General features: G+C 40.5%; 23 protein-coding genes and 3 pseudogenes. 16 read left to right on the forward strand and 10 right to left on the reverse strand.

Annotated elements, in window-relative coordinates:
- Positions 1 to 65: 65 nt before the first annotated feature.
- The 5 genes and pseudogenes from rplM to SNAG_RS01765 all read left to right on the forward strand — a co-directional run bounded on the left by rplM (position 66) and on the right by SNAG_RS01765 (position 4,166).
- On the forward strand, positions 66 to 512 hold the full coding sequence (rplM, locus tag SNAG_RS01745; protein ID WP_001044624.1) for a 50S ribosomal protein L13: 447 nt from the start codon (positions 66 to 68) through the stop codon (positions 510 to 512).
- A gap of 18 nt (positions 513 to 530) precedes the next feature.
- Positions 531 to 923 carry a 30S ribosomal protein S9 gene (rpsI, locus tag SNAG_RS01750; protein WP_000075973.1) on the forward strand — a complete coding sequence of 131 codons (393 nt, stop codon included), beginning with the start codon at positions 531 to 533 and terminating at the stop codon, positions 921 to 923.
- Between the two features lie 140 nt (positions 924 to 1,063).
- Positions 1,064 to 1,642: pseudogene (locus SNAG_RS01755) on the forward strand (IS256 family transposase); the annotation flags it as partial.
- Positions 1,643 to 1,822: 180 nt separating this feature from the next.
- Positions 1,823 to 2,101, forward strand: coding sequence for a DUF6110 family protein (locus SNAG_RS01760; RefSeq protein WP_021002060.1), 279 nt, complete (start codon positions 1,823 to 1,825; stop codon positions 2,099 to 2,101).
- A gap of 1 nt (position 2,102) precedes the next feature.
- A complete protein-coding gene (locus tag SNAG_RS01765; RefSeq protein WP_096406022.1) occupies positions 2,103 to 4,166 on the forward strand; it encodes a heavy metal translocating P-type ATPase in 2,064 nt (687 codons plus the stop codon).
- 91 nt (positions 4,167 to 4,257) lie between these two features.
- Here SNAG_RS01765 and SNAG_RS01770 read toward each other — a convergent pair.
- Positions 4,258 to 4,745: pseudogene (locus tag SNAG_RS01770) on the reverse strand (transposase); the annotation flags it as partial.
- On the opposite strand from SNAG_RS01770, the pseudogene SNAG_RS01775 reads away from it, so the two are divergent.
- Positions 4,721 to 4,965, forward strand: a pseudogene (locus tag SNAG_RS01775) (DUF898 family protein). The pseudogenes SNAG_RS01770 and SNAG_RS01775 overlap by 25 nt on opposite strands.
- A gap of 278 nt (positions 4,966 to 5,243) precedes the next feature.
- Positions 5,244 to 6,293, forward strand: coding sequence for a DUF389 domain-containing protein (locus SNAG_RS01780; RefSeq protein ID WP_096406024.1), 1,050 nt, complete (start codon positions 5,244 to 5,246; stop codon positions 6,291 to 6,293).
- Positions 6,294 to 6,724: 431 nt separating this feature from the next.
- Here the strand turns inward: SNAG_RS01780 and SNAG_RS01785 are convergent, their stop codons facing one another.
- The 3 genes from SNAG_RS01785 to SNAG_RS01795 all read right to left on the reverse strand — a co-directional run bounded on the left by SNAG_RS01785 (position 6,725) and on the right by SNAG_RS01795 (position 9,049).
- Positions 6,725 to 6,967 carry a hypothetical protein gene (locus SNAG_RS01785; RefSeq protein WP_096406027.1) on the reverse strand — a complete coding sequence of 81 codons (243 nt, stop codon included), beginning with the start codon at positions 6,965 to 6,967 and terminating at the stop codon, positions 6,725 to 6,727.
- Between the two features lie 152 nt (positions 6,968 to 7,119).
- Positions 7,120 to 8,451, reverse strand: coding sequence for an MATE family efflux transporter (locus tag SNAG_RS01790; protein ID WP_096406029.1), 1,332 nt, complete (start codon positions 8,449 to 8,451; stop codon positions 7,120 to 7,122).
- A 4-nt stretch (positions 8,452 to 8,455) separates the two neighbouring features.
- Positions 8,456 to 9,049 (reverse strand): TetR/AcrR family transcriptional regulator, encoded by a 594-nt coding sequence (locus tag SNAG_RS01795; RefSeq protein WP_096406032.1) that lies wholly within the window; start codon positions 9,047 to 9,049, stop codon positions 8,456 to 8,458.
- Positions 9,050 to 9,837: 788 nt separating this feature from the next.
- On the opposite strand from SNAG_RS01795, the gene SNAG_RS01800 reads away from it, so the two are divergent.
- The 5 genes from SNAG_RS01800 (at position 9,838) to SNAG_RS09870 (ending at position 12,807) form a co-directional block, all read left to right on the forward strand.
- Entirely contained in the window at positions 9,838 to 10,524 is a 687-nt protein-coding gene (locus SNAG_RS01800) for an XRE family transcriptional regulator (protein WP_096406034.1), read from the forward strand.
- 3 nt (positions 10,525 to 10,527) lie between these two features.
- A complete protein-coding gene (locus tag SNAG_RS01805) occupies positions 10,528 to 11,943 on the forward strand; it encodes a Y-family DNA polymerase (RefSeq protein ID WP_096406038.1) in 1,416 nt (471 codons plus the stop codon).
- A complete protein-coding gene (locus SNAG_RS01810) occupies positions 11,940 to 12,302 on the forward strand; it encodes a hypothetical protein (RefSeq protein ID WP_096406040.1) in 363 nt (120 codons plus the stop codon). The genes SNAG_RS01805 and SNAG_RS01810 overlap by 4 nt, the downstream gene beginning before the upstream one ends.
- A complete protein-coding gene (locus SNAG_RS01815; protein ID WP_000196987.1) occupies positions 12,295 to 12,588 on the forward strand; it encodes a DUF5960 family protein in 294 nt (97 codons plus the stop codon). Before SNAG_RS01810 ends, SNAG_RS01815 begins: the two co-directional genes overlap by 8 nt.
- A gap of 63 nt (positions 12,589 to 12,651) precedes the next feature.
- Positions 12,652 to 12,807 (forward strand): ADP-ribosylation/crystallin J1, encoded by a 156-nt coding sequence (locus SNAG_RS09870; RefSeq protein WP_096406043.1) that lies wholly within the window; start codon positions 12,652 to 12,654, stop codon positions 12,805 to 12,807.
- A 145-nt stretch (positions 12,808 to 12,952) separates the two neighbouring features.
- Here SNAG_RS09870 and SNAG_RS01825 read toward each other — a convergent pair whose 3' ends face one another.
- The 6 genes from SNAG_RS01825 to SNAG_RS01850 form a co-directional block, all read right to left on the reverse strand.
- Entirely contained in the window at positions 12,953 to 18,940 is a 5,988-nt protein-coding gene (locus SNAG_RS01825; protein ID WP_096406046.1) for an alpha-L-fucosidase, read from the reverse strand.
- A gap of 341 nt (positions 18,941 to 19,281) precedes the next feature.
- A complete protein-coding gene (locus tag SNAG_RS01830) occupies positions 19,282 to 19,758 on the reverse strand; it encodes a glutathione peroxidase (protein WP_000200908.1) in 477 nt (158 codons plus the stop codon).
- Entirely contained in the window at positions 19,755 to 20,333 is a 579-nt protein-coding gene (locus SNAG_RS01835; RefSeq protein ID WP_096406050.1) for a DUF3278 domain-containing protein, read from the reverse strand. Before SNAG_RS01835 ends, SNAG_RS01830 begins: the two co-directional genes overlap by 4 nt.
- A 12-nt stretch (positions 20,334 to 20,345) precedes the next feature.
- On the reverse strand, positions 20,346 to 20,687 hold the full coding sequence (locus tag SNAG_RS01840; protein ID WP_000838131.1) for a hypothetical protein: 342 nt from the start codon (positions 20,685 to 20,687) through the stop codon (positions 20,346 to 20,348).
- Positions 20,688 to 20,697: 10 nt separating this feature from the next.
- Entirely contained in the window at positions 20,698 to 21,240 is a 543-nt protein-coding gene (locus tag SNAG_RS01845; protein ID WP_096406052.1) for a DUF3278 domain-containing protein, read from the reverse strand.
- Between the two features lie 15 nt (positions 21,241 to 21,255).
- The gene (locus tag SNAG_RS01850) at positions 21,256 to 21,450 is read right to left on the reverse strand and encodes a helix-turn-helix transcriptional regulator (RefSeq protein ID WP_001082467.1); all 195 of its coding nucleotides are present in this window, start codon (positions 21,448 to 21,450) and stop codon (positions 21,256 to 21,258) included.
- Between the two features lie 162 nt (positions 21,451 to 21,612).
- Between SNAG_RS01850 and rsmH the strand changes: the two genes are divergently transcribed.
- The 4 genes from rsmH to mraY are packed head-to-tail and all read left to right on the forward strand — an operon-like array spanning position 21,613 to position 26,132.
- On the forward strand, positions 21,613 to 22,563 hold the full coding sequence (rsmH, locus tag SNAG_RS01855; RefSeq protein ID WP_000159383.1) for a 16S rRNA (cytosine(1402)-N(4))-methyltransferase RsmH: 951 nt from the start codon (positions 21,613 to 21,615) through the stop codon (positions 22,561 to 22,563).
- Between the two features lie 10 nt (positions 22,564 to 22,573).
- A complete protein-coding gene (ftsL, locus tag SNAG_RS01860; RefSeq protein ID WP_000840795.1) occupies positions 22,574 to 22,891 on the forward strand; it encodes a cell division protein FtsL in 318 nt (105 codons plus the stop codon).
- 3 nt (positions 22,892 to 22,894) lie between these two features.
- Complete coding sequence (gene pbp2x / locus SNAG_RS01865) at positions 22,895 to 25,150, forward strand: penicillin-binding protein PBP2X (protein ID WP_096406055.1); 2,256 nt, start codon at positions 22,895 to 22,897, stop codon at positions 25,148 to 25,150.
- Position 25,151: 1 nt separating this feature from the next.
- Positions 25,152 to 26,132, forward strand: coding sequence for a phospho-N-acetylmuramoyl-pentapeptide-transferase (gene mraY / locus SNAG_RS01870; protein WP_070657091.1), 981 nt, complete (start codon positions 25,152 to 25,154; stop codon positions 26,130 to 26,132).
- Positions 26,133 to 26,161 lie beyond the last annotated feature (29 nt).

The following is a 26,161-nucleotide window of genomic DNA, read 5'->3' on the forward strand; positions in this document are numbered from 1 at the left end:
TCAAATACCCCGCGGACCGGAACATCCGCCCTGTAAACAAAAACGATATTCATATAGGAGAAATCATGAACAAAACTACATTCATGGCTAAACCAGGCCAAGTAGAACGCAAATGGTACGTTGTTGACGCAACTGATGTACCTCTTGGACGCCTTTCAGCAGTTGTTGCTAGCGTACTTCGCGGAAAAAACAAACCAACATTCACACCACACACTGATACAGGTGACTTCGTAATCGTTATCAATGCTGAAAAAGTTAAATTGACTGGTAAAAAAGCAACTGATAAGATCTACTACACTCACTCAAACCACCCAGGTGGATTGAAACAAATCTCTGCTGGTGAACTTCGTTCTAAAAATGCAGTACGTTTGATCGAAAAATCAGTTAAAGGTATGCTTCCACACAATACTCTTGGCCGTGCTCAAGGTATGAAATTGAAAGTATTCGTTGGAGCTGAGCACACTCACGCTGCACAACAACCAGAAGTTCTTGATATTTCAGGACTTATCTAAGGAAAGGAACAATAAAGTATGTCACAAGCACAATATGCAGGTACTGGACGTCGTAAAAACGCTGTTGCACGCGTTCGCCTTGTTCCAGGAACTGGTAAAATCACTGTTAACAAAAAAGATGTTGAAGAGTACATCCCACACGCTGACCTTCGTCTTGTAATCAACCAACCATTCGCAGTTACTTCAACTGTAGGTTCATACGACGTTTTCGTTAACGTTGTAGGTGGTGGATACGCTGGTCAATCAGGAGCTATCCGTCATGGTATCGCTCGTGCCCTTCTTCAAGTAGACCCAGACTTCCGCGATTCATTGAAACGCGCAGGACTTCTTACACGTGACTCACGTAAGGTTGAGCGTAAGAAGCCAGGTCTTAAGAAAGCTCGTAAAGCATCACAATTTAGTAAACGTTAATTCGAGAGAATTACCATACTTGCAAAGAACACCTTTCGGGGTGTTCTTTTTTAGATTTTCATACTAAATTGGTGCAATTGACACAGTTGTTGCGACTTTAGTCGCTTACAAATGTGGCTGCAATCTGACAGAGTCAGTTGCCTCAAGAAAACAATGCTTCTTGGTCCACCCTGTTAGACAAGCTTCAAAACCAAGGAATCCAACAGGTTTCTCTTGTAGTTACAGATGGCTTTAAGGGGCTTGAGCAGATTATCAGTCAGGCTTACCCATTAGCTAAACAACAATGTTGCTTAATTCATATTAGTCGAAATCTAGCTAGTAAAGTGAAACGAGCAGATAGAGCGGTTATTCTGGGGCAATTTAAAATGATTTATCGTGCTGAAAATTTAGAAATGGCAGTACAAGCTTTAGAGGACTTTCTCGCCGAATGGAAACTAAAGTATAGGAAAGTCATGGAAAGTCTGGAGAAGACGGATAATCTTTTAACTTTTTATCAGTTTCCCTACCAGATTTGGCACAGCATGTATTCGACAAACCTCATTGAGTCTCTTAACAAAGAAATTAAACATTAAACGAAAAAGAAGGTTCTTTTTCCTAATGAGGAGGCTCTGGAACGTTACTTAGTTACGTTGTTTGAAGATTATAATTTCAAGCAAAGTCAACGAATCCATAAAGGGTTTGGTCAATGTTCTGATACACTTGAAAGCTTATTTGATTAACACTCCGTAACTCTACTTGAGTGTTTACACATAATTATTGACAGTATCAAAAAATAAAGTATATTGTTTTCATCGTAATATAATTGGATATTAGTAAAGAGAAATTTATCTATATATCAGATATCAGCAATTGCTTTTCCTCTCACTTTTCGCTACAATAGTTACAAGGAGGAAATAAAAATGTTAAAAGAAGTATTAACCGTCGCAAAAGTTGCGAAAAAATCATCTCTCTTCTTAGGAGGGGTAGCATTTGGGACGCTTGGCTTGAAAGTCTTAGCAAGTAAAGAAGCTAAGAAAGGCTATTCTAAGGCCTTGGCTAAAGCTTACAAATTGAAAGATGGACTGGATGCATCTGTTTCTGTTGTAAAACAACACGGTGATGATGTTTTACAAGACGCTAAATATTTATACGAACAGGAAAAGAAAGAAGAACAATTAGATAGCCTGACAGGTGAATAATATGTCTTTTAAAGTGCTACACAGAGGATATCAACATATCCGATTATCGTCCTCGTTTTCACTGACCTTGGATATTCAAGATTATCTTCGTTCCTTGGCTAAAGATGAAAAAGGGATCGACTCTATTCAGTTTTATATGGATCAGCAGCACTTTACTCTACGTATGAAAGAAGGCTTCTCTGTATTAGAAAATGCAGAGGCCTTTTTAAAAAAAATTGACAAGGGGAAAGTTTCGGACTTGATGACGCTTCCCATTCGTAGAGAAGAGAGTGCTTATTCAATTGTATCGGATGCAGCGATTAAGCGTTGGCTGTTTCGAAGTTTTGTACCCTACCCTATTCGTTATATTTGGACTTGTTATCAGGCTTTGGGTTATGTCAAAGAAGCCTATCAAACTTTAGCGCGCAAGGAACTGACCATGGAGGTCTTGGACTGTTCGGCCATTTTGTTGTCCTTGTTTATGAACCAATCCAAGACAGCTAGCAACATCATGTTTATGCTTGATCTGGGTAATCATCTGGATCAGTGGTCTTTGAAAAAAACAGCAACAGATTTGGAACAAAGCCTTCTTGCTAAAGAAAGTGATGTTTTCTTAGTGCAGGGAGACATGGTCATCAGCATCAAGAGCTCTGATGTTCAAGTAGACGATGTGTTAGTTGTCTCCCAAGGGAATGAAATCTTGTTTGACGGCCAAGTGGTTTCGGGCTTAGGCATGGTCAACGAGAGTTCCTTGACAGGAGAGAGTTTCCCTGTTGAAAAGAAAGAGGGAGATTCTGTATGTGCGAATACTGTTTTGGAAACAGGAGAGTTAAGAATTCGTGTGACAGATAATCAGATAAACAGTCGCATTTTGCAACTCATCAATCTGATGAAAAAATCTGAAGAGAGTAAGAAGACAAAACAACGTCATTTTATTAGGATGGCAGACAAGGTTGTAAAATATAACTTCTTAGGTGCTGGTTTGACTTATCTGTTAACAGGCTCGTTTTCAAAAGCCATTTCCTTTTTATTGGTGGATTTTTCATGTGCTTTAAAAATATCCACACCTGTAGCCTATCTTACGGCCATAAAGGAAGGTCTAAATCGAGAAATGGTTATTAAAGATGGTGATGTATTAGAAAAATATCTGGAAGTGGATACTTTCTTGTTTGATAAAACGGGTACCATCACGACGAGTTATCCTTTGGTTGAAAAGGTTCTTCCTTTCGGAGATTATACTGAGAAAGATATTTTAAGAATAAGTGCATGTTTGGAGGAGCATATCTATCATCCTATTGCCAATGCAATTGTTAAACAAGCTGAAATTGAAGGCATTGAACACGAAGAAATGCATGGCAAGCTTCAGTATGTTGCAAGCAAAGGGATTAAATCGCAAATTGATGGTCAATCGGTTGTCATTGGAAATTATGTACTAATGCAAGACGAGCAGGTAAGAATTAGTTCTGAGCAACTGGCCTTGATTGAGCAATATAAGACTCATTACAATTTATTGTTTTTGGCTTATAAGAAAGAATTAATTGGGATGTTTTGTATCAACACTCCCTTGAGAAGCGAGGCGAAAGCTGCATTGAAAAAGCTAAAACACCAAGGGAAAAAACTGATTCTGGCAACTGGTGATACGTTGGCTAGAACAGAAGAGTTGGTTAAAGATCTGCCATTTGACAACGTCTATACTGATTTAAAGCCAGATGGTAAGTTTCAGTTGGTTCAGGAGTTACAGAAAGCTGGCCGAACTATTTTGATGGTTGGAGACGGGTTAAACGACTCTGCTGCCTTGACGCTTGCAGATATTGGGGTTGTGATGAATGAAAGTGCGGATATTTCTAAGCAGATGAGTGATATTTTATTATTAGATAATCGTTTAGATTTCTTCGAGGAATTGAATTCTTTATCTGAATCGTTGCAGAAATTAATTCAAAGAAATATTCAAGAAACAGTTGTAATAAATGGAGGTTTAATCGGATTTGGGTTGTTAAATTGGTTAAGCCCATCTAATCTTTCGATACTGCACAATCTGACTACTTTAAGAATCGTCCTTCGTAGTCTTTCTATTAAAAGTAGGTAAGAGACCGAGGAGCTGAGGTTATAAAAACTAAAAGGAGTTGTCTCATTTGAGAATAACGGCTCTTTGTCAACTGTAGTGGGTTGATGGAAAATTATACCCTGGAGAGGATCAAATTGGTTCTCTCCTTTTTGATGTTCAATGCAATGAGGATTCTAGTTTTGAAGTTTTAAAGTTCCGGAAGCCAAAAGCATTTCGTTTGATGATCTTGATGAGGTTATTAGTAGCTTCTAGTTTTGCGTTTGAGTAGGGCGGTTCTAGTGCATTTATGATCTTGCCCTTATCTTTCAAAAAGGTCTTAAAAACAGTTTTAAAAATAGGATTTACACAAGAAATTGTTTCTTCAATAAGCTCAAAGAGATGGTCAGCTTGTTTCTCTTGAAAATGAAAGAGTAATAGTTGATAGAGGTCATAGTGCTCTCTAAGTTCTTGAGAGTATGCAAGAAGGTTTTCGAGAATCTCTTTATTGGTCAAGTGTGAGCGAAAAGTTGGGAGATAAAAACGTTTATCACTGAGTTTACGGCTCTCCTGTTGAATGAGTTTCCAGTAACGTTTTAGTGCCTTCTGTTTGTGTGATTTCCGATGGGATTGCAACACCTTGGGCGGTTTGCATGATGAAAAATTGAAAACCAAACACACGGTAGTAGATGGTCAACGTCTATACTTTGACAGGACTGGAACACAACTATTCGGCAATTGGATCAAGGGCTTTCTTCTAACCATCATCACGTTTGGAATCTATGGCTTCTGGTTGCAAATCAAAATGGAGCAATGGATTGTCGAACACACCAATCATGTTTAAAGATTAAAACGGCATCTTCTTTCAGAGGAGATACCGTTTTTTCTTTTTCGTATAAGGAAACAAAAATTTCTTCCTTTCTCTATCTTTTAAATTGATAGATTTCTTCAGAGAAAGACTGTAAAATTTTTGATATAATGTTAAGGATGGACTGACGGATGCTTAAAGGATAATTTTCAAAAACATAACAGATGAGAATTAAAAATATGTAAGATTGAAAAGAAGTCTCTCTAGCATAGTCCAAGCAGAAACAAGAGTATATGAAATATAAGGAGTAACCAATGACCGGAAATTATTCAACACGTGAATACCGTGAGAAATTATATGATGATCTTCATGTTCGATTAAGAGATATAGTGATTTTGATGTGTGCGATTTTTATTGCCTCTATAGGTCTAAATATGAATTCAACAGCTGTCATTATTGGAGCCATGCTGATTTCCCCTCTTATGACACCGATTGTTGGACTGGGGTTTGGTTTAGCTATTTTTGATACCCGTTTAATCAAACAATCTCTAGAGGTTTTATTTACTCAAGTATTGGTCAGTTTGCTTGTCTCGACTTTGTATTTCTGGATTTCTCCCTTATCTTATGCAAGTAGCGAACTGATTGCACGAACCTCTCCAACCATTTGGGATGTTCTCATTGCTATTGCTGGTGGGATAGCAGGTGTAATTGGGTCAAGGAAAAAAGAAGCAAACAATATCGTGCCAGGAGTAGCCATTGCAACAGCTCTGATGCCACCTATCTGTACTGCAGGCTATGGTTTAGCTAATGGAAATGTACGATTTTTATTTGGGGCTCTCTATCTTTTCTTGATCAACTGTGTCTTTATCATGCTAGCCAACATTGTTGGAACAAGAATTTTGATGAGAAAATCTCCCTTAAGTTCATTTAAAGAGCTAAACATTAAAATGAAAATTGGCTTGACATCCTTGATTGTATTATTGGTTCTTCCAGCCAGTTATTCAGCAGTCACTCTGACGATAGATCAAGCGCGAAAAGAAGGAATCAAACAGTTTGTAGCAAAAGAGTTCGCCAATCACACGGTCATTAATCAAGTCTACAAGTCAAGGAACAATGAATTGGTCTTGACGGTTGTTGGAGATCCGATTTCAGACGAAGAATTAGAAATGATACATCAAAAACAAGCCTCTTACGGTATTCAATCTGTTCAATTAAAAGTCAATCAAGTCCATAATTCGACAAAATTAGATAGTGAGATGACCAAGGAATTTTATGAAAACATTAACAAGTATATCGATCAAAAACTCTCTGAAAAAGATTCACAAAAAGATCTCGTAAAAGAAAATGAAGTAGACAAGGATTGAGGACGATGAACTGAACAGGTTTTTATGCCGTGTTTTTCTTGTTTGTTCTTTTTTCTTACTTATAACGAAATAAAATTGATGAATACGAGATTTTTCTTTAGATGAAAGAAAGTACATAGAAGTAAGGGGTAGTATAAATGAGTAAAATATTTTACTGAAAATTCAATTTATAAAAAAACAACCAGAAAGAAAATATTAATTTTGCGGTTTTTCTTTCTGGTTGTTTTCTGATAACGGAGGTTTGCTCAAATGCTATAAGAAATAAATTAGGAGGTCTATCATCTAAAAAAATGTATGTAACAAAAAATAATTTAACTAATGGTGTGAACTTTTTGGTAAAATCTAGCTCAATTTGTGTATTTTTAGGGTAAAATTCACACCATTCAACTGAAAGTTATTCAAATTAGATGAAATTGTTCTTTCTGAAAGCGTTAGAAAACATTGATTTTAAGCCCATGTTGAAACTTATTCAAATAGAAATGTTTCCAACCAATATTTAATTCCTTTCGTCTGTTAATAACATGAGCTTTTAAATCAATCACATCTTGAACAGTAGGTTCATAATTTTCAATCATTGATGATCCGATAGCATACCAAACGGTATCAAAATCTGGGAAGTTATCAAATTGAACTCCTAGAATAGTTAATTTATCTTTATTTACATCAAGAGTCACAGTAAACCTCCTTGTATAGTACTATTATTAGTGTATCATAAATTTGTTAGATTCACACTAAGGAATAGAGAATGGTATTTAATTAAAAGATATAATAAACAAGAAAAAACAGTAAACCTTTCGATTTACTGCTCTTCTACATAATTTATTAGTTATTTCATTTTCTTAACTGTTGTAAAATATCTCTGCAATCCCAACAATACAACAATACCATCAACTATAGGTATAACATACCAAATACTCTGTGCTCCAAATATGTATGGAAGAAAAATCATGGCTGGAATAAATAAAATTACTTGCCTTAGCATAACTAAAACACCAGCTGTTTTGCCATCTCCAATCGCTTGGAAAAATGTCATAATCATAATCATTACCCCATAAACAATGAAAATACTATACATTATACGAAAGTTTGGAACCGCTAAAAATAGTGTTTCATCAGACAATCCAAATAAATTAAGAATCTGTTTAGCAAATCCTTCTGCCGGTATCCAAAAACAAGCTGCCAATACAATGGAACTAATAGTAAAAACATTGAATATTTTTTTAACCCTATTATATTGCTTCGCTCCGAAATTGGCACCAATAGCAGGTTGTAATCCTTGACTCATTCCCCATAGCGGAATGAAAGAAAAAGCTTGTATTCTTAATGATACTGCCATAATGGCTGCTGAAGTTTCTCCTCCATATCGAAATGCCTGACTATAAAGAAAACTCTGTTGAACAATAGTAAGCACCTGCATAAGCATAGCAGAAACTCCTACCGAAAACATCTCTCCTGTTATTTCCTTTTCTTTTCTCATCAAGCCAATTTTTACAGTTTCACTTTTTTTCTTAAAATACCAAAGCGTAAATGCTGCCTGAATAAATTGTGCTGTTATTGTAGCAATAGCAGCTCCCTCAACTCCATGTTCTCTAAACATTATCATTAAAACTGGATCTAATACTATATTTATTCCTGCTCCCAATGACATAATTAACATGGCTCGTTTCATTAACCCCTCACCACGCATCACCATATTAGCTGCCTGTGCAAAATTCACAAATATGGATCCAAGAAAAATAATTCGTAAATAACGAGTAGAAAGATCTAAAAGTTCTCCCTTAGCTCCAAATATCATAAGAAGTTGTCCGCAAAATAAATACCCTAATATTGTAACAATTGTTGACAATAACAAAACCCAAAAGCAAAGATTCCCCATAACTTTGTCAATGGTTCTTTGATTTCCTTCTCCAATTGCTCTGGCAAGTAAAGATGCTGACCCTACACCAATCAAAGTAGCAATCCCTGTATTGATGTAGGTAAATGGGGTAGCAATGCCTACTGCCGTCATGGCTTTTTCACCAAGTATTTGACCCGCAAAAATCCCATCCATTAACGGATATAATCCAATAACAATCATTCCTAATATCGCAGGTAATGATAACTTAATTAATATTTGTAATGGCTGCTCTGTTAACAGCTCTTTACTATTTTTATTCATACAATTACACCTCTTCTTCGTTTTCTATTAGAACGTCAATGACCATTTTTTTAAGAATGTGACGTTGTGAAATTAAATGTTCTCTGATACCCAATGTCTCACAACCTAAGATGAAAGTATTAATCAAATCATTGAGTAAATTCCAAGATTCTTTAGAAATCTTCAAACCTCCGTTTTCCTCTAACAATTGCTCAAAATCCCTTATATTACTATCTCTTATATCTTGATAAAGTTGTTGTAAGGTTTCATCTTCCTGCATCGACTGCAAGAACATGACATATATTGGAACAAATATATTGTTGGAAAGCGCCTTATCAACCATTAGTTCAGCTAATACCTCTATACCTAAAGGGTTTGGAATTTCAGCTATCTTTTTTTTAATAATATCTTCCCTATATTTACAACCTCGGATCATCATGTCGTAAAGAATTTCAGATGTACTTTTATAATGATGATACAATCCTCCTGCGGATAGTCCGGTAGCTTGTACTAAATCATGCATACTTGTGTTTTTATATCCCTTTATTGAAAAAACTTCCAATGCAATATTCTGTATTTCTAATTTTCTTTCAGTTGCTGATAGCCTTTCTCTTTTCATTTTCTCCTCCTTACCGACACTGTTGTCGGTAATTATATTTTAACATTAACTAACCAAAATTGTCAATATCTCAAATATACAAGATAACCTATAATATTTTTATCGTGTAGAAAAGTTCTTTCAAATGAGATTAAAATCCCTGACAAAGTAATCCCCATAACCATAAAGGCGATATGATGTTTATAAAACATAATTTATTGTATATCAAAAATAAAAAACATTTCATTTAACTGTTGAACAGATTGTTTCCTTATTAACCTATGAAGATATTTTAGATTTTGTAGAAAATCGTTGATACAAAAAGCAAGTGACTGTTAGAAAATCACTTAAACAATAATGGTGTGAATTTTGGTATTTAGTAGCTCAATTCATGTATTTTGGGGGTAAAATTCACACCATTCGAATCAAATTAGTTGAAATTATATGAAAATATGCTTTCTGTAAACAAGGGAAAACGCTGATTTTAAAGGGGTTTGAAATTTATTAAAACTAACTCTGTTCAAACCAGGTCCTAAGAAAGCTCGTAAAGCTAGCCAGTTCTCTAAACATTAATTATCTGGGAGTTATCAATCTTTCCAGACATTCAAGAATGTTTTCTTGGATGTTTTTTTGTTCAGAATAGATAAGTGGTGCTGTTTAAACTTGATTTTCCTAGTGGACAATTGTTCACTTTTTTTATATAATAAAACTAAACTAAATTGGTTGAGTTTCGAAAGTGTAAGTTCAACCGTCGATTTATCTTTCTAAGGGATATATTCTCAATAAAGCATCACACTAGGAGGTGAAGTATGTACCAACCAGAAAAACTCAAGGCTCGGAGAAAAGAGCTAAAACTGACACAAAAAGAGATTGCAGAGCAACTTGGGATTAGTTTTCAGGCTTATTCGGCTTGGGAACGTGGGGTCAAGGAACCATCCAGGGAGAAGGTTGCTCAGCTAGAGAAGATTTTAAAAGTCGCAAAAGGTTATTTCACCCAGATAGAGATTGTCCGTCTCTACAATAGTCTCTCCAAACAAGGGAAGGAAAAGATTGTGCTCTATGCTCGCAACCTAGCTCAAGAGGAACAAGCCCAGAAAGTGATGACCATGCCAGAGCGCCTCTACGAGTACCGTGTCTATGAACGCATGTCAGCAGGGATCGGGGCTTCGGTCTATGATGATTGGAATTTTGATACGGTCTACTTTAACGAGGAGTTGGCCCATGATTTTGCATCTTGGGTATCTGGGGACTCTATGGAACCTAAATATCAAAATGGTTCAGTGGCTCTGATTCGGGAAACAGGATTTGACTATGATGGGGCAGTTTATGCAGTAGTTTGTAACAACCAGACCTATATTAAACGGGTCTATCGGGAGGAAGATGGTTTGCGTCTGGTTTCTATCAATCCTAAATACAAGGATATTTTCATCTCCTATGAGGAAGATCCTCGGATTGTAGGGATTATCGTTGGGAATTTTGTGCCGATGGAGGGTTAGCCTATGGGCTACTTTGATTATTCCAGAGAGCCCAAAAGTGATATTGCCTTTGTCGATATGAAATCTTTTTATGCCAGTGTTGAGTGTGTGAAACGGGGGTTGCATCCGCTAAAGACCTCGCTTTGTGTCATGAGTCGCGCGGATAATTCAACTGGCCTTATCCTAGCCTCCTCCCCCATGTTTAAGAAGATTTTTGGCAAGTCCAATGTTGGTCGGGCCTATGATCTGCCTTTTGATATCAAAACGCGCAAATTTTCTTATTACAATGCTCGAAAGCAAGGCTTGCCTACTGACTCAGACTATGTTCGCTACATCGAAGATTGGGCCCAAGTGACTTTGATTGTACCACCTAGGATGGATGAATACATAGCAGTCAATATGGAAATCCAACGAATCTTTCAAAACTACGGTAGTCCAGATGATATTTATCCCTACTCTATCGATGAGGGCTTTATTGACCTGACTAGTTCGCTCAACTATTTCATCCCAGACAGGCAGATTTCTCGCAAAGACAAGTTGGATCTGCTTTCTGCTCGTATTCAGAGGGATATTTGGAGGCAGACAGGGATCTACTCTACAGTGGGCATGTCCAATGCCAATCCCTTACTGGCCAAGTTGGCACTGGATAATGAGGCCAAGCACACCCCAACCATGAGGGCTAACTGGTCTTACCAAGACGTGGAAGAGAAGGTTTGGGCCATTCCCAAGATGACTGACTTTTGGGGGATTGGTAGACGGATGGAGAAACGCTTGCATGCTCTGGGGATTTTTTCTATCAAGGAATTGGCCACCAGTAATCCAGACCAGCTAAAGAAAGCTCTGGGGCAGGCTGGCCTGCGTTTGTGGTTTCATGCTAACGGGATTGATGAGAGTAATGTTCATAAGCCCTATAAAGCCAAGTACCAAGGATTGGGAAATTCTCAAATCTTGCCGAGAGACTACGTGAAGCTACGGGATATTGAAATTATTCTCCGAGAAATGGCGGAGCAGGTGGCTATTAGGCTGAGAAGGGCGGGAAAGAAAACAACCCTTGTCTCTATCTATGTCGGTTTCTCTAAACAGGAGATTAGGCCGTCTATTCACACACAAATGAAGGTCGAACCGACTAATAATACAGCTGTCTTAACGGATTATGTTTTGAAGCTATTTCATAATAAATATACTTCTGGAGCGGTCAGAAGTGTCGGAGTCAACTATTCAGGATTTGTAGACGAGTCCTTTGGCTTGATCTCCCTCTTTGATGATGTTGACAAGTTAGAAAAAGAAGAAAGGCTCCAGACTGCCATTGACTCCATTCGGGAACAATTTGGTTTTACCTCCCTTTTAAAGGCCAATGCACTGGAAGAAGCCTCTAGGAGTCTTGCCAGAAGCAAGCTGATTGGGGGGCATTCTGCTGGAGGATTAGATGGTTTAAAATGATTGATCGTTCTTATTTACCCTTTCAATCTGCGCGTGACTATCAAGATTCAGGGATGCAGAAGTGGATGGGCTTTTTCCTCTCAGAGCATACTAGTTCACTTGGTGAAGAGAAAAATCGGGTTGCTTTTTCGACGAGTTTGAATTCCGTTGAGAAGTTGCTCTTGCTTTCGCAGCTTTATGTCGGGCAACTAAAGGGATACTTTGTAGTCAAGGAAAAGAAGCAGAAAACCACGATCATTGGTGAGGTAAGCGAATTATCACCTCAAACTCTATCTATTAGGACCAATGAGGGCTATAGGCTGGTAGAGGTAGTAGATGTCCTCGAAATTCGACTGTGGGAGGAGGGAGTGTATGACTAGAAAAGACTTGTACGAAAACAAACTGCAGATGGATTATTTTTCAGATAGTTATATCCGCTTTGAAGAGGATTTTCAAAAATACTCTGCTATGAATGTTCCCTTGACTTTTTTGATCGATGATATACTACGCACCATGGCTATGAATCAGAAGAACTACTTTGTCTTAAACAAGGAAAATGCCAAGGATGGGCGGGAGCATCGCTTTTATTTTAGGGTGGTGACGGAAAAAGAGTGTCCCAGAAATCGAACCTATGCATACGCTGGACTCAAAAATAGTAGTCAGTAGATCTAGATGTGGGAGAGGGAAGTCTGATCTAGGGGAGATTGCTTGTGAGCATCAGAAAATCTCATGGTATTGGAATTCGAAACATCATCCTATATCTGTGGAGTTCTTGCAGAAACTTATGATGGATGTTCTGATGAGATAAGGCAAGGGGTACTCTCTTTTTTTGATGAGCGTTTATTTGAAATCGTAGTTGGATTTGAGAAAACCTATTCTCAATAATCATTTTACTTTATAGATTCATACCAAAACATCCATATAAATTTATGGATGTTTTTTATTTTCTAGAGATAGAAAAAGAGAAGACCAAATGGTCTTCTCTACGGGGGAACTGAAATAATGGAAAAGAATCAATCAAAGATTTTTATTAGTCTTTGAAATTCTTTTGGAAGATAAGGAGAGACAAGATAGAAGTAATAGCTGCCAAGAAGAGGAAGGCATTCGCTTCTTGTTCCCCAGTTGCTGGGAGTTGTTTTTCCTTTTCTTGTTTGACTGTAGTTGCAACAGGAGCTTTCTCATCTTTTGCTGGTGAATTGTCTGTTACGACTGGAGCAGGTTTTTCGGTCTCTCTTGGGAAAACATACTCAGGAAGGGTCACAACAGGTGGCGCCTCTGTTCCTACTGAGCTTTGTTTAGTACCCACCTCAATCACTCGATCCTGAGCCGGAGTTGTTTCCGTTTGAACAACCTTGCGATTGTCACCGTCTACTTCAACATATTCGACTAGGCTACCGTCCTTACCTTCTGATAGAACTTGCTCTTTTCCTTTGTCTAATTGGGCATTTTCGCGACGGATAGTCTTGAACGGTACTGGTTTATTGACAATTTCCAAACTTGGAAGTGTAAAGACAAGATCCTTTACTCCTTCTTCAGGACTTGAAGAAGTAATTGGTTTTTCTGGTTGAGCTGGAGTTTCCGGTTGCGCTGGTTTTTCCGGTTGCGCCGGTTTTTCCGGTTGAATTGGTTTCTCAGGTTGCGCTGGAGTTTCCGGTTGTGCCGGTTTCTCAGGTTGCGCTGGTTTTTCCGGTTGCGCCGGTTTCTCAGGCTGAACTGGTTTTTCCGGTTGAGTCGGAGTTTCCGGTTGAGTTGGTTTTTCCGGTTGGATTGGTTTCTCCGGTTGCGCTGGAGTTTCCGGTTGAGTCGGAGTTTCCGGTTGTGCCGGTTTTTCCGGTTGAGCTGGTTGTTCAGGCTGAGCTGGAGTTTCCGGTTGCGCTGGAGTTTCCGGTTGAGCAGGTTTCTCAGGCTGAACTGGTTTCTCAGGCTGAGCAGGTTTTTCCGGTTGAACAGGAGTTTCTGGTTGCGCCGGTTTTTCCGGTTGCGCTGGTTTTTCAGGTTCGGTTGCTTCGAGCTTGCTGATTTGTTCGAGAGCAGTTTCTAGTGCTTTGTTGACTGCTTCCTGAGTCTTAGCTTCTTGGATCGCAGCAATGGCTTGATCTGCAATTTCAACTAATTTCTTCTTGGCTTCATTGTTAGAACCAAGCTCACTGACTTTTTTCTCGATAGCTTCAGTCAAGCTAGCCATGGCTTTATCATATTCAATTTCCGGTTGTTTTGGTTCAGCTGGTTGTTCAGGTTGTTCAGGTTTAGAAGGTTCTTCAGGCTGCTCAGGTTGCTCTGGACTAGGTTCCTCTTGGCCTCTTTGATAGTTCTCGTCCTTGGATAGGATATCTTGTAAGGCGCTGACAGTCAACATGACTTCTTGAACATCCACAGCTTCGGTACTGAGTTGGTTTCTCAATTTTTCTAGATTTGCTTGGAAAGCTTGGCGTGCAGTAGCCGTATTTTTCAAACCTGCTGGATCAAAGTTTGACAGATCATCTTTCCATTTAGAGATAGACTGGATGATATCGGACTTGCTGTAGAGTTCACTACCTTCGCCACGAGTGATGAATTGGTCTACCTGGATACCGATATTTCGAGACAAATCGTTTCGATCAGGATCGAGTTGAAGGGTGACTGCGTGCAAGTTTTCGTCCAGACCTTTTAGGCTAACCAGAGTTTGATTGCCTTGGCGTTGGGCAGCGTGACCGCTAAAGTATTTCTTACCATCAATAGTCGACGCATTTCCCATACCCTCTTGGTAAGGAACTTCTTTGCCGTCGAGGAATACCTTGTAGATACCATGATTTGGATCAACATAGCCCTTGATATCAAGTCCAGTACCGTAGAAGTAAGCTGTTACGGTTGTCTTTTTCTTTTGTTCATCAGTTAAGCGACCAAAGGAAGCCCAAGACTCCGTCTTTTGGTATTTATCTGCGGAATTAGTTTCATGGTTCCAGCCAGGACTGTAATCCAACTGACTAGCTTGGTCATCATAGCTTGTTTGATCCTTGATCAGCAATTCGGCTTTCATCACTTGGATGGTTGCATCGGTAGCAAAACCGAGCAAGGCACCATCAGAAACAGAAGTGAGCTTGGCTTTAAAGTCAAAGATAGAGTCGGCTTGTTCTGTAAAGTCAATCGTTGGGATGGTCACAGTCTTTTCTGTTTCTCCATCTTCAAAAGTCACATCTTGAGTTGTATCTTGGTAAACTTTACCGTGAACCCCAGTTCCAGGTTCTGTGATGAAGCGAACAGTAGCAGCCCCCTTGCTTCCACCAACACGTTTAATCTTAACAGTGACTGGTTTTCCTTTTTCGACTTCGTAGTTGGTAGATTCGAGTTCAAACATTCCCTTGCTATCATTGTTTAGGGTGTAGATCCCTTCTGTAGCAATTGGTTCGCCTGTTTTATTTACAAGAGTAATAGTGTGTTGGCCTGGTGCTAAATCACCTGTCTCAAAGACTTTTTGGCTGCGTTTACGGCTAGCATTCTTAGTTTGCACATCCGCAACTTTTTGGCCATCAACGTAGACGGACATTTCTCCATGACCTGGGTCGACTGTAGAGACGACATAAGCCTTGGTTCCTGTGAAGGTATAGCTGACTTTGGCATCTTTTTGATTGGTCCACATAGAAGTGCCACGAACACCTTCAGATTCATTGTACCAAGTTGTACCGGCTGTATCTGCTGTTGTATTTGAGTGGTATTCAAGTCCAAGAGGGTAGCCGTCTGTCTTTTCGATACTACTTGGCGTTTTGTAGACAGAGAAGTTGTTCAAGATTGGTGTAGCTTGTGCTCCTGTGATGGTCACACGAATTTTTTGTGCCTCTACAGGTTTCCCTTGAATCAAGCGACGGTAACCAACAGTTGAACCTTCCCCGTAAGTCACCCAACGTCCGTTGATTTCAACTTCAATCTTGAAACCAGAGATACGTTGACCTTTGGCAATGTCTTCCTTAAGTTCGACAACGTCAAAGCGTCTCTTTTGTCCTAAATCGACTGTGAAACTACCAGTTGTGGCATCATTTGAGAGCGCCCAACTAGTATCATCTTTACCGTCAGTCAGGTGACTTTCCTTGTAGAGGTGGTTCTGACGAGTAGAACTTGCTGTTACAGTGGCACCTTTGGCAAAGTCAGTCGCATACATTTGGTCTAGGGTTGCTTTGAATTCCTTCAAGCGAGCCACATCCGCATCTGCGAATTTTCCTTCTTTGTTTGGTGGAATGTTGAGAAGGAGAGGGGTTCCACGACCAACAGACTTGAAGTAGATATCCATCAACTCTTTGAGTGATTTCGGCTGTTGATTGTCATGGTAGAACCAGCCAGAACGGATCGAAACGTCGGCTTCCCCTACAGAATACATATCACCATCTGGGTCACCATGGTTGAGGTATTCGTTTTTCACATCGTCTGTGATGTTGGCTCTCTTGACTTTATGCCAGACAGGGTCACCAGCGATACCCCGTTCATTTCCGATCCAGCGAACGCTTGTCGGTTGAGCAGAGAAGATGGCGATATCTCCTTCAGCTTTTTTGATATATTTGAACCACTCATCAAAAGTATAGGTTACTTTTTGGGCACCGCTACCACGCGCACCGTCCATCCAAACCTCGATAAATTTCCCTTTATTACCGTATTTTGGATTTCCAAGGATTTCTTTCAGCTGGTTGAGATAGTATTGGTTGTATTCCTTTTCGGTTGCGACATGGTATTTAGGATGGTTGGCATCCCATGGTGATAGGTAAACACCCATATTCATGTCGTACTTGCTGGCAGACTTGGAAACTTCTTCGAGAAGGTCACCCTTTCCATCTTTCCATGGGCTGGCAGCTACAGTATGATCCGTATACTTAGAAGGGTAAGCAACGAAACCGTCGTGGTGTTTAACAACCATAATGGTTCGTTTGAAGCCAGTTTCCTTCAGGGTGCGAATCCATTGGTCTGTATCCAAGTTGGTTGGATTGAAGTATCGAGGGTCTTCTTTCCCATTTCCCCATTCAGAATTGGTATAAGTGTTCATTCCGTAGTGGATGAAGGCTGCCAATTCTTCCTTGTGGTAATCAAGTTGAGCCTTGCTTGGAAGAGGTCCGTGGTTGCCAATCTCAGTTTCCTTATCTTCTGGATGAGCGGATGGAGGAGTCGGAGTCGTTGGATTAGCTGTATCAGCGACTGGCTCGTATTCAAAGATGACTTCATTCACCCCTTTTTGCTGGATCCTTGCTTCCAAGCTAGCTTTTACTGGACGGTAGCCAGCAATGTCTTTTGCATGGAAGGTGTTGACAAAGGAAACCTCATACTCTTGGCCGTCATTGTTATCAACTGTCGCCTCAGCTAGTTCAGTACTTGTTCCTTTTTGACGGTAGTAAACTTTGAAAGAGCCTTTGTTGACTTTATAGACCACTTTGATGACACGGGTACCGGCAGGCGCTTTGCTGACAACATTGTGATCTTCAGCCCAAGCATCTTTTAGCTGTTTATTAACAGGTGATTTATCGATTGATACAATTTCGTATTTGTCTTTATTTTTCTGGTAGAAGTCCGTCTTCTCGATTTCTGACTTAAAGTTATAGTTGAACTCTGCTCCGACACTTGTCTGCTCGATAAAAGTATCATTATCTTTGACAGGATTTCCTTCTTCGTCTTCGTGTTGGATAACCACACGTCCGTATTCAACTCCCTTGGTCAAGGTAGCAATCCCATCTTGGTTGAAGGAATATTCGTTGCTTCCGATAACAGCTGTTTCGTTCCGAAGCATACGCCCCTCATCAGTAAAGTAGTAACGATTTCCGTTGTCTCCTTGGTACCAGCCTTTCACACCATATTTGGCAATCATGTCCTTAACCCATTTCAGTTGTTCAGGTGAAAGGACGAGTCCGCCACCAAAGCGATCCTTTTCAGGAACACCATTGTCAACGGTTCCGTGTTGGTGAACACCGAGAACTTTTCCTTGGCTATCTACAATCCCACCACCAGACAAACCAGATACAGAAGTGGTTTGGTAGGTGATACCGGTCGTTCCCTTATCATCATAGGACTCAACAGATCGAATAGTCCCATCTGCCTTGTAAAGTTGGCCAGCTAGGATAGGCTGTTTTAACTCTTTTGAGCTCGAGTCTGTTGGGTAGCCAATCGTACTAATGGCTTCTCCCGGCTGATGCGTCTTGTGATCCGCTAAAGGCGCAAAGGTTGCTGCTTTGTTTGGACTAGCAATCGGAAGAGGAATAGGAGCTTCTACAAGAGCAAGGTCGTTCTTATAGCCTTTTCCAAACTCTTTCTTGTTCCAGAAATGGATGTCCTTTTCTCTGAATAAAACCGTAGTTCCGGAAGATGGCAGTGAGTTTTTCTTTTCGCTGTTTGAACCAACGTTATAGTAGAACTGGGCAGATTTTCCACCACGAATGTGACCCTCGCCAGTTTCTTTATTGGCTTCTAGGAAGTTATGTGCAACGGTAAGAATCAAATTAGGTGCAACAAAGATACCAGATCCTGAAACGAGGTAGCGTTGCTCTCCTGCATTGTAAGTGCTGTAAACCATAGTGGCAGCAGTTGCAGGTTGTCCCTCGTAGTTGATGTGTTTGAGGTCTTGTCCACCGTTAATAATAGCACGGTTTCCGTTCTCAGCTTCTTTTGGAGCTTCTTCCTTGTTCTTTAGAATGCTCTTAGTTTCTACCTTTGGACTAGCTTTCTGGTCAACGATAGTAGTCGTATCGAGTTCTTTGACAGGTGTGTCGGGATAGGCGCGGTCCTGAATGTCTTCAGGGAGCAAGTCAGCACTGTTGGTATCGGCAGCAGGTCTTTCTTGTTTTTCAGCTTCTACACGGCCTTCTTCTTTGACTGGTTCAGCCTTGGTCTCTTCTATATCTGCTACTTGTTTCATTTGCTGATCTAAATTGGATGGCGTGGCAGGAGACGTTTCGTCTGCACGAACGGTTCCAGAAGCAAAAAATGCCAGTCCCACGATAACAGAGGCCACACCTACAGTCAACTTCCGAATGCTAAATGTTTGCCCTTTTTCAAAAAGGTATCGATTCATAATATACTCCTAGTTTTTAGAAAGGCAGTCAGCTACTGCCCAAGCCCAAGTCTGACTTGGTTACAACTTGATTTAATGAAAAACTCTCTGATAATTTGTAAGCCACCTTACCTCCTGTTTATAAAGCGCTTTCATTTTAAGATAAAAAAATTTAAAAGGTCATTTCTCCCTTAAAATGACTGAAAACTTTTAATATAACAAATATACTAAATTAATGAAAGAATTGCAATAGCAAAAAGCAAAAAAATAAATATAAATTAAAGAAAATCAGTTACTTTTTAAAGAAAAAATGCATCCTTTCATGGCTCAAACTAAATGAAAGGATACGTTTTAAAAAGAAATTAGAATATTTTTTGGAGAGAATCTTGGATGGTTTGGGGGTCTGTTTTGGAAGAGAAGCGCTCAAGGACTTGCCCATCTCGACCAATGAGAAACTTAGCAAAATTCCATTCGATTCGTTTTCCTAGCGGGCCAGCTTTCTGGTCTTTTAGCCAAACATAAAGAGGATCTGCCTCCTTGCCGTTGACCTTGACCTTGGCAAAACGAGGGAAAGTTGTCTGATAGTGTAGGTTGCAGAAGCTATTGATTTCTTCTGCGCTGCCAGGTGCTTGTCCCATGAACTGATTGCAAGGGAAATCTAAGATTTCAAAGCCCTGATCTTGATAGCGTTCATAGAGGTCTTGGAGCCCTTGGTACTGGGGCGTTAAACCACATCCAGTAGCAGTGTTGACAATCAAGAGAACTTTGCCACGATAGCTATCCAGGGGAGTTGCTTGATTATTTTGGTTCAAAACAGAAAAATCATATATACTGGTCATTTTTCTATATTCTCCTTATGCATTCCTGATTCAGAGTGTTTCATCTCGTGTTCCGATAAAAAGGCATAGGTCATGGTTCCAAAGATGGCACCAATTCCCAAACCTAAGACTAGTAAAGGGAGCGTTTTATCGAACTGGGAGAGATTGTCCCAAAATGTGTCGAGAGGAAGATGCTGAACAAAGAGTTTGTGAAAGGCTGATAAGACAAACAAGCCAATTGGAATACTGATGAATACACCCCAACTACGAAGGTTGATCTGGCTTTTGCTATAGCTTTTGTGATGGATTTCGGACGGGTCATCCTTGTCTAAATGTAAGTTGCGAACTGCTAGTCTCGCCCTAGATGCGAGGACGAAGATAAGTCCAAAATAGAGGTAGGGCATGGCATCTCGAACCAACTCTATGAAGCGTCCAAATAGGAGATAGAACAGGAAGAGTAGGAGAGAGGAGTAAACGATTTGGATCAAGGCACGGGCACCTGCCTTGTAGATTATCTCTTGGCGGCATTCATCAAAGGGGCCTTGTATGTGAAAGAATAATTTGAGTAAGCGAGTGGTGAAATCTTCTTTTTTCATGGGAGTAACCTCCTAAATGAGCGATTTTTGATTGACTTCTTTAAAGAGTTGATAGAGAGTATAGAAGTAAACCAAACTAAAAATGATACAGATTATTAGAAATACCAGGTATCTCCAATCCATAGGATTTGTTAAAAGTTGTGGAAAGGATACGAGGATAAAACAGAGAGATGCGTTTAGAAGACGTATTTTTTTTGATTGGATTTTCTGGAATCTCTGTCCCTTGTTCAATACAGGAAGAAATAAAAGAAAGATAATCAAGAAAGGATGCTCAATATGTCCAGAAAGTAGGAAAAAGGTAACAAAGATACTGATAAAAACATGACTGATCAGTAGTCTAGCTAGTGATTTCATAAGGCACCCCCTAGTCGTCTTCTTGGTCTTTCTTGGCTTTTCGAATGCGAAGAGAGACGATAATTTGTATGGTCAATCCGAAGAAGAAGGTAGCTAGGATAGTTGATACAAAATGCCCTGCATTTAAAAGAGAACCAAGATAATCCTTGCTATCATCGGTTAGGACATTCAGAAGCGGTATTCCAAAGAACATGCCCATTCCGTAGATCAGACCGGCTTTTAGACCCGGAAAATGTAGCTGTTTACTTTCATTTTGACTCAGCATTTCGGGATCAATAGCTGTGATGCCCGTTTTCTTGGTTTGAGAGACCACATAGAGGGCAGCCATCATCGAAATGCCAAATACCACGAGAGGATAGCCGATAGCGACAATTTGCGGGTATTTGTAAGCAAGGACAAAGGGGATGAGGTTGCCAAATATCATGAGATAAAAGAGAACGATAAAGACCTGATTCCCGATACGATCGGCCTCGCGCCGTTTGTGTTCGTCAAGGGGACCAGAAATGCCGTATGTGCGTTTGATCAGTTTTTCAGTGAGAGTTTCTTTTTTCATTTGTTTGCTCCTTTTTTAAAAATCGTCTTCCCAAAAGAGACTATTAAGGTCAGTTTGGAGGCTGCGGGCGAGATTGAGACAGAGTTCCAGGGTTGGATTGTACTTGTCGTTTTCAATCATGTTGATGGTCTGTCTCGAGACACCGATATCTTTGGCGAGATCGAGCTGAGAAATGCCCAGTTCCTTGCGGAATTCTTTTACACGATTCATAGGGTCTCCTTTTTGAAATGTCGCATATATTTGACTATATTATATTCTTTTGGAGATGGAGTGTCAAGTATATATGACATATTTTTGAGAATTTTTTTCGAAGAAACTTAGTCTTGTCTGACAAGTGCAAGCTGGTCAGATTTGTGGTAAAATAGATAAGATATGACAAAAGAATTTCATCATGTAACGGTCTTGCTTCATGAAACGATTGATATGCTTGACGTAAAACCTGACGGTATCTACGTTGATGCGACTTTGGGTGGAGCAGGCCATAGCGAATATTTATTAAGTAAATTGAGCGAAAAAGGGCATCTCTATGCCTTTGACCAGGACCAAAATGCCATTGACAATGCGCAAAAACGGTTGGCACCCTATATCGAAAAGGGGATGGTAACCTTTATCAAGGATAACTTCCGTCATTTGCAGGCACGTTTGCTCGAAGCTGGTGTTCAGGAAATTGATGGAATTTGTTATGACTTGGGAGTGTCCAGTCCTCAGTTGGATCAGCGTGAGCGTGGTTTTTCTTATAAAAAAGATGCCCCACTGGACATGAGGATGAATCAGGATGCTAGTCTGACAGCCTATGAAGTGGTCAATCATTATGACTATCATGACTTGGTTCGGATCTTTTTCAAGTATGGTGAGGATAAATTCTCTAAACAGATTGCCCGCAAGATTGAGCAGGCGCGTGAGGTGAAACCAATTGAGACAACGACGGAGTTGGCAGAGATTATCAAGTCGGCCAAACCTGCCAAGGAACTCAAGAAAAAGGGGCACCCTGCCAAGCAGATTTTCCAGGCTATCCGAATCGAAGTCAATGACGAGCTTGGTGCGGCTGATGAGTCTATCCAGCAGGCCATGGATATGCTGGCTCTGGATGGTAGAATCTCAGTCATTACTTTCCATTCGCTGGAAGACCGCTTGACCAAACAGTTGTTTAAGGAAGCGTCAACAGTGGAAGTTCCGAAAGGCTTGCCCTTCATTCCAGACGATCTTAAGCCTAAGATGGAATTGGTATCCCGTAAGCCAATCTTGCCAAGTGCCGAAGAGCTAGAAGCCAACAACCGTTCGCATTCAGCCAAGTTGCGCGTGGCCAGAAAAATTCACAAGTAAGAGGAAAAACATGGCAGAAAGAATCGAAAAAACAAGCCAGTTATTGCAAACGAAGTTTAAAGGTTTTTCACGTGTGGAAAAGGCCTTCTATGTTTCGATTGCTGCAACAATGATTATCCTGGCAATTAGCGTTGTGTTTATGCAAACCAAGCTATTACAAGTTCAGAATGAATTGACCAAGGTCAATGCTCAAATCGAAGAAAAGAAAACCGAGCTCGACGATGCCAAGCAAGAGGTCAATGAATTGATTCGTTCAGAGCGTTTGAAAGAAATTGCAAACTCTAAGGATTTGCAGCTGAATAACGAAAATATCCGAGCGGCGGAGTAAGATATGAAACAGTGGAAAGAAAAAATCATCCGTTATGCCGTTCGTAATCGCAAATCTCCAGAAGAAAACCGCCGAAGAGTAGGAAAAAGCCTGAGTTTATTGGCTGTCGTACTCTTCGCTGTCTTTTTGGTCAACTTTGCGGTCATTATCGGAACGGGTAGTAAATTTGGTAAGGATTTGGTTCAAGAGGCCAAAAAGGTTCACCAAACAACCAAGACCATCCCAGCCAAACGGGGAACCATTTATGATCGAAATGGAACGCCTATTGCAGAGGATGCGACTTCTTATAATATCTATGCCGTTATTGACAAGAACTACAAGTCAGCAACTGGTAAAATCCTCTATGTAGAGGATTCTCAATTTAATAAGGTGGCTGAAATTTTCCATAAATACCTAGATATGGAGGAGTCTTATGTCAAAGAACAGCTTTCTCAACCAGATCTGAAACAGGTATCTTTTGGAGCTAAGGGAAATGGGATCACCTATGCCAATATGATGGCCATTAAAAATGACCTCAAAACAGCTGGCGTTGAGGGAGTGGACTTTACAACTAGCCCTAACCGTAGTTATCCCAATGGACAGTTTGCTTCTTCCTTTATCGGTTTAGCGCAACTCCATGAAAATGAGGATGGCACCAAAAGGTTGATTGGGACATCTGGATTGGAGAGTTCCTTAAATAGCATTCTGGCGGGTACAGATGGGATTATCACCTATGAGAAGGATCGTCTGGGAAATATTGTTCCGGGTACGGAGCAGGCTTCCCAACACATGGTAGACGGAAAGGATGTTTACACAACCCTTTCTAGTCCTTTGCAATCCTTTATGGAAACCCAGATGGATGCCTTCCAGGAAAAGGTAAAAGGCAAGTATATGACGGCTACCTTGGTCAGCGCTAAAACAGGGGAAATCCTCGCTACGACCCAACGTCCGACCTTCAATGCCGATACCAAGGATGGCATCACAAAAGACTTTGTCTGGCGAGATATTCTTTATCAAAGTAACTACGAGCCAGGGTCCACCATGAAGGTGATGATGTTGGCCTCAGCTATTGATAACAATACCTTCCCTGGTGGTGAATACTTTAACAGTAGTGAATTGAAAATAGCAGATGCGACCATTCGAGACTGGGACGTCAATGAAGGTTTGACTAGTGGTGGCACCATGACCTTCTCTCAAGGGTTTGCCCACTCAAGTAATATCGGAATGACCTTGCTTGAGCAAAAGATGGGAGATGCAACCTGGCTGGACTACCTCAACCGTTTCAAGTTTGGGGTACCGACCCGTTTTGGTTTGACAGATGAGTACACAGGTCAATTACCTGCTGATAACATTGTTAATATTGCCATGAGCTCATTTGGACAAGGGATCTCTGTCACCCAGACCCAGATGCTTCGTGCCTTTACAGCCATTGCCAATGATGGAGTTATGTTGGAGCCGAAATTTATCAGCGCCCTCTATGATCCAAATGATCAGTCTGTCCGTAAGTCTCAAAAGGAAATCGTCGGAAATCCTGTATCAAAAGCGGCAGCATCCTCTACTCGGGATCACATGGTCATGGTCGGAACAGATCCTGTCTACGGTACCATGTACAACCACAGCACAGGAAAGCCGAATGTCAATGTTCCGGGGCAAAATGTTGCTCTGAAATCAGGGACAGCTCAGATTGCCGATGAGAAGAATGGGGGCTACCTGACAGGTGAAACCAACTATATCTTCTCTGTTGTGTCGATGCATCCTGCAGAAAATCCTGACTTTATCCTCTATGTGACGGTGCAACAGCCAGAGCATTATTCAGGCGTTCAGCTGGGAGAGTTTGCCAACCCAATCCTTGAGCGAGCTTCTGCTATGAAAGAATCCCTCAATCTTCAGTCAACTGCCAAAAGCTTGGATCAGGTCAGCAAGACGACAAGCTATGCTATGCCTGCTACCAAGGACTTTACGCCGGGTGACCTCGCAGAAGAATTGCGCCGAAACCTGGTCCAACCAATTGTTATCGGAACAGGAACCAAGATCAAGGAACTCTCGGTTTCGGAAGGAGATAATTTGGAAGCCAATCAGCAGATCTTGATCCTGTCAGATAAGGTCGAAGAAATGCCTGATATGTACGGCTGGACAGATGAAAATGTGCAAACATTTGCCAAATGGCTAAATATAGAAGTCGAGTGGGAAGGTAGTGGCAAAACGGTCAAGAAACAAAGTGTCCGTGCCAATACGGCTCTCAAAGACATTAAAAAAATGAAAATAACTTTAGGAGATTAAGATGATTAGTTCCATTAGTGCTGGAGTTCTAGCCTTTCTATTGACCTTGATAGGTATTCCAGCCTTTATCCGATTTTATCGAAAAGCACAGATTACGGGTCAGCAGATGCACGAGGATGTCAAGCAACACCAAGCAAAAGCTGGAACTCCAACCATGGGAGGTCTTGTCTTCCTGATCGTTGCAGTTGTTGTGAGCTTCCTTGTCGCTCTCTTTACCCAACAATTGACCAATAATGTAGGCATGATTTTGTTTATCTTGGTTTTGTATGGTTTGGTAGGTTTTTTGGATGATTTTCTCAAGGTCTTTCGTAAGATCAACGAAGGCTTAAATCCCAAGCAAAAACTTGCTCTCCAGCTCCTTGGAGGAGTGATTTTCTACCTCTTTTATGAGCGTGGTGGCGACATGCTTTCAGTCTTTGGCTACCAAGTACATCTGGGTATTTTCTATATCTTCTTTGCCCTTTTCTGGCTAGTTGGCTTTTCAAATGCGGTGAATCTGACGGACGGGATCGACGGCTTAGCAAGTATTTCCGTGGTGATTAGCTTATCGGCCTACGGTGTGATTGCTTATATGCAAAATCAACTGGATATTCTTCTTGTGATTCTTGCCATGATTGGTGGTTTGCTAGGCTTCTTCGTCTTTAACCACAAACCTGCCAAGGTCTTTATGGGAGATGTGGGAAGTTTGGCTCTTGGTGGGATGCTGGCAGCTATTTCTATGGCTCTTCATCAAGAATGGACCCTTTTGCTGATTGGGATTATCTATGTCTTTGAGACAAGCTCTGTTATGATGCAGGTCACCTACTTCAAACTTAGTGGTGGGAAGCGTATTTTCCGTATGACGCCTGTCCATCACCATTTTGAACTTGGAGGATTCTCAGGCAAGGGCAATCCTTGGAGTGAGTGGAAGGTTGACTTCTTCTTTTGGGGAGTTGGGCTTCTAGCAAGTCTCTTGACCCTAGCTGTTTTATACCTGCTGTAAAACTAACTTTTGATTACAAAATAAAACAG

The organism is Streptococcus sp. NPS 308 (genome assembly GCF_002355895.1).
Classification (GTDB): domain Bacteria; phylum Bacillota; class Bacilli; order Lactobacillales; family Streptococcaceae; genus Streptococcus.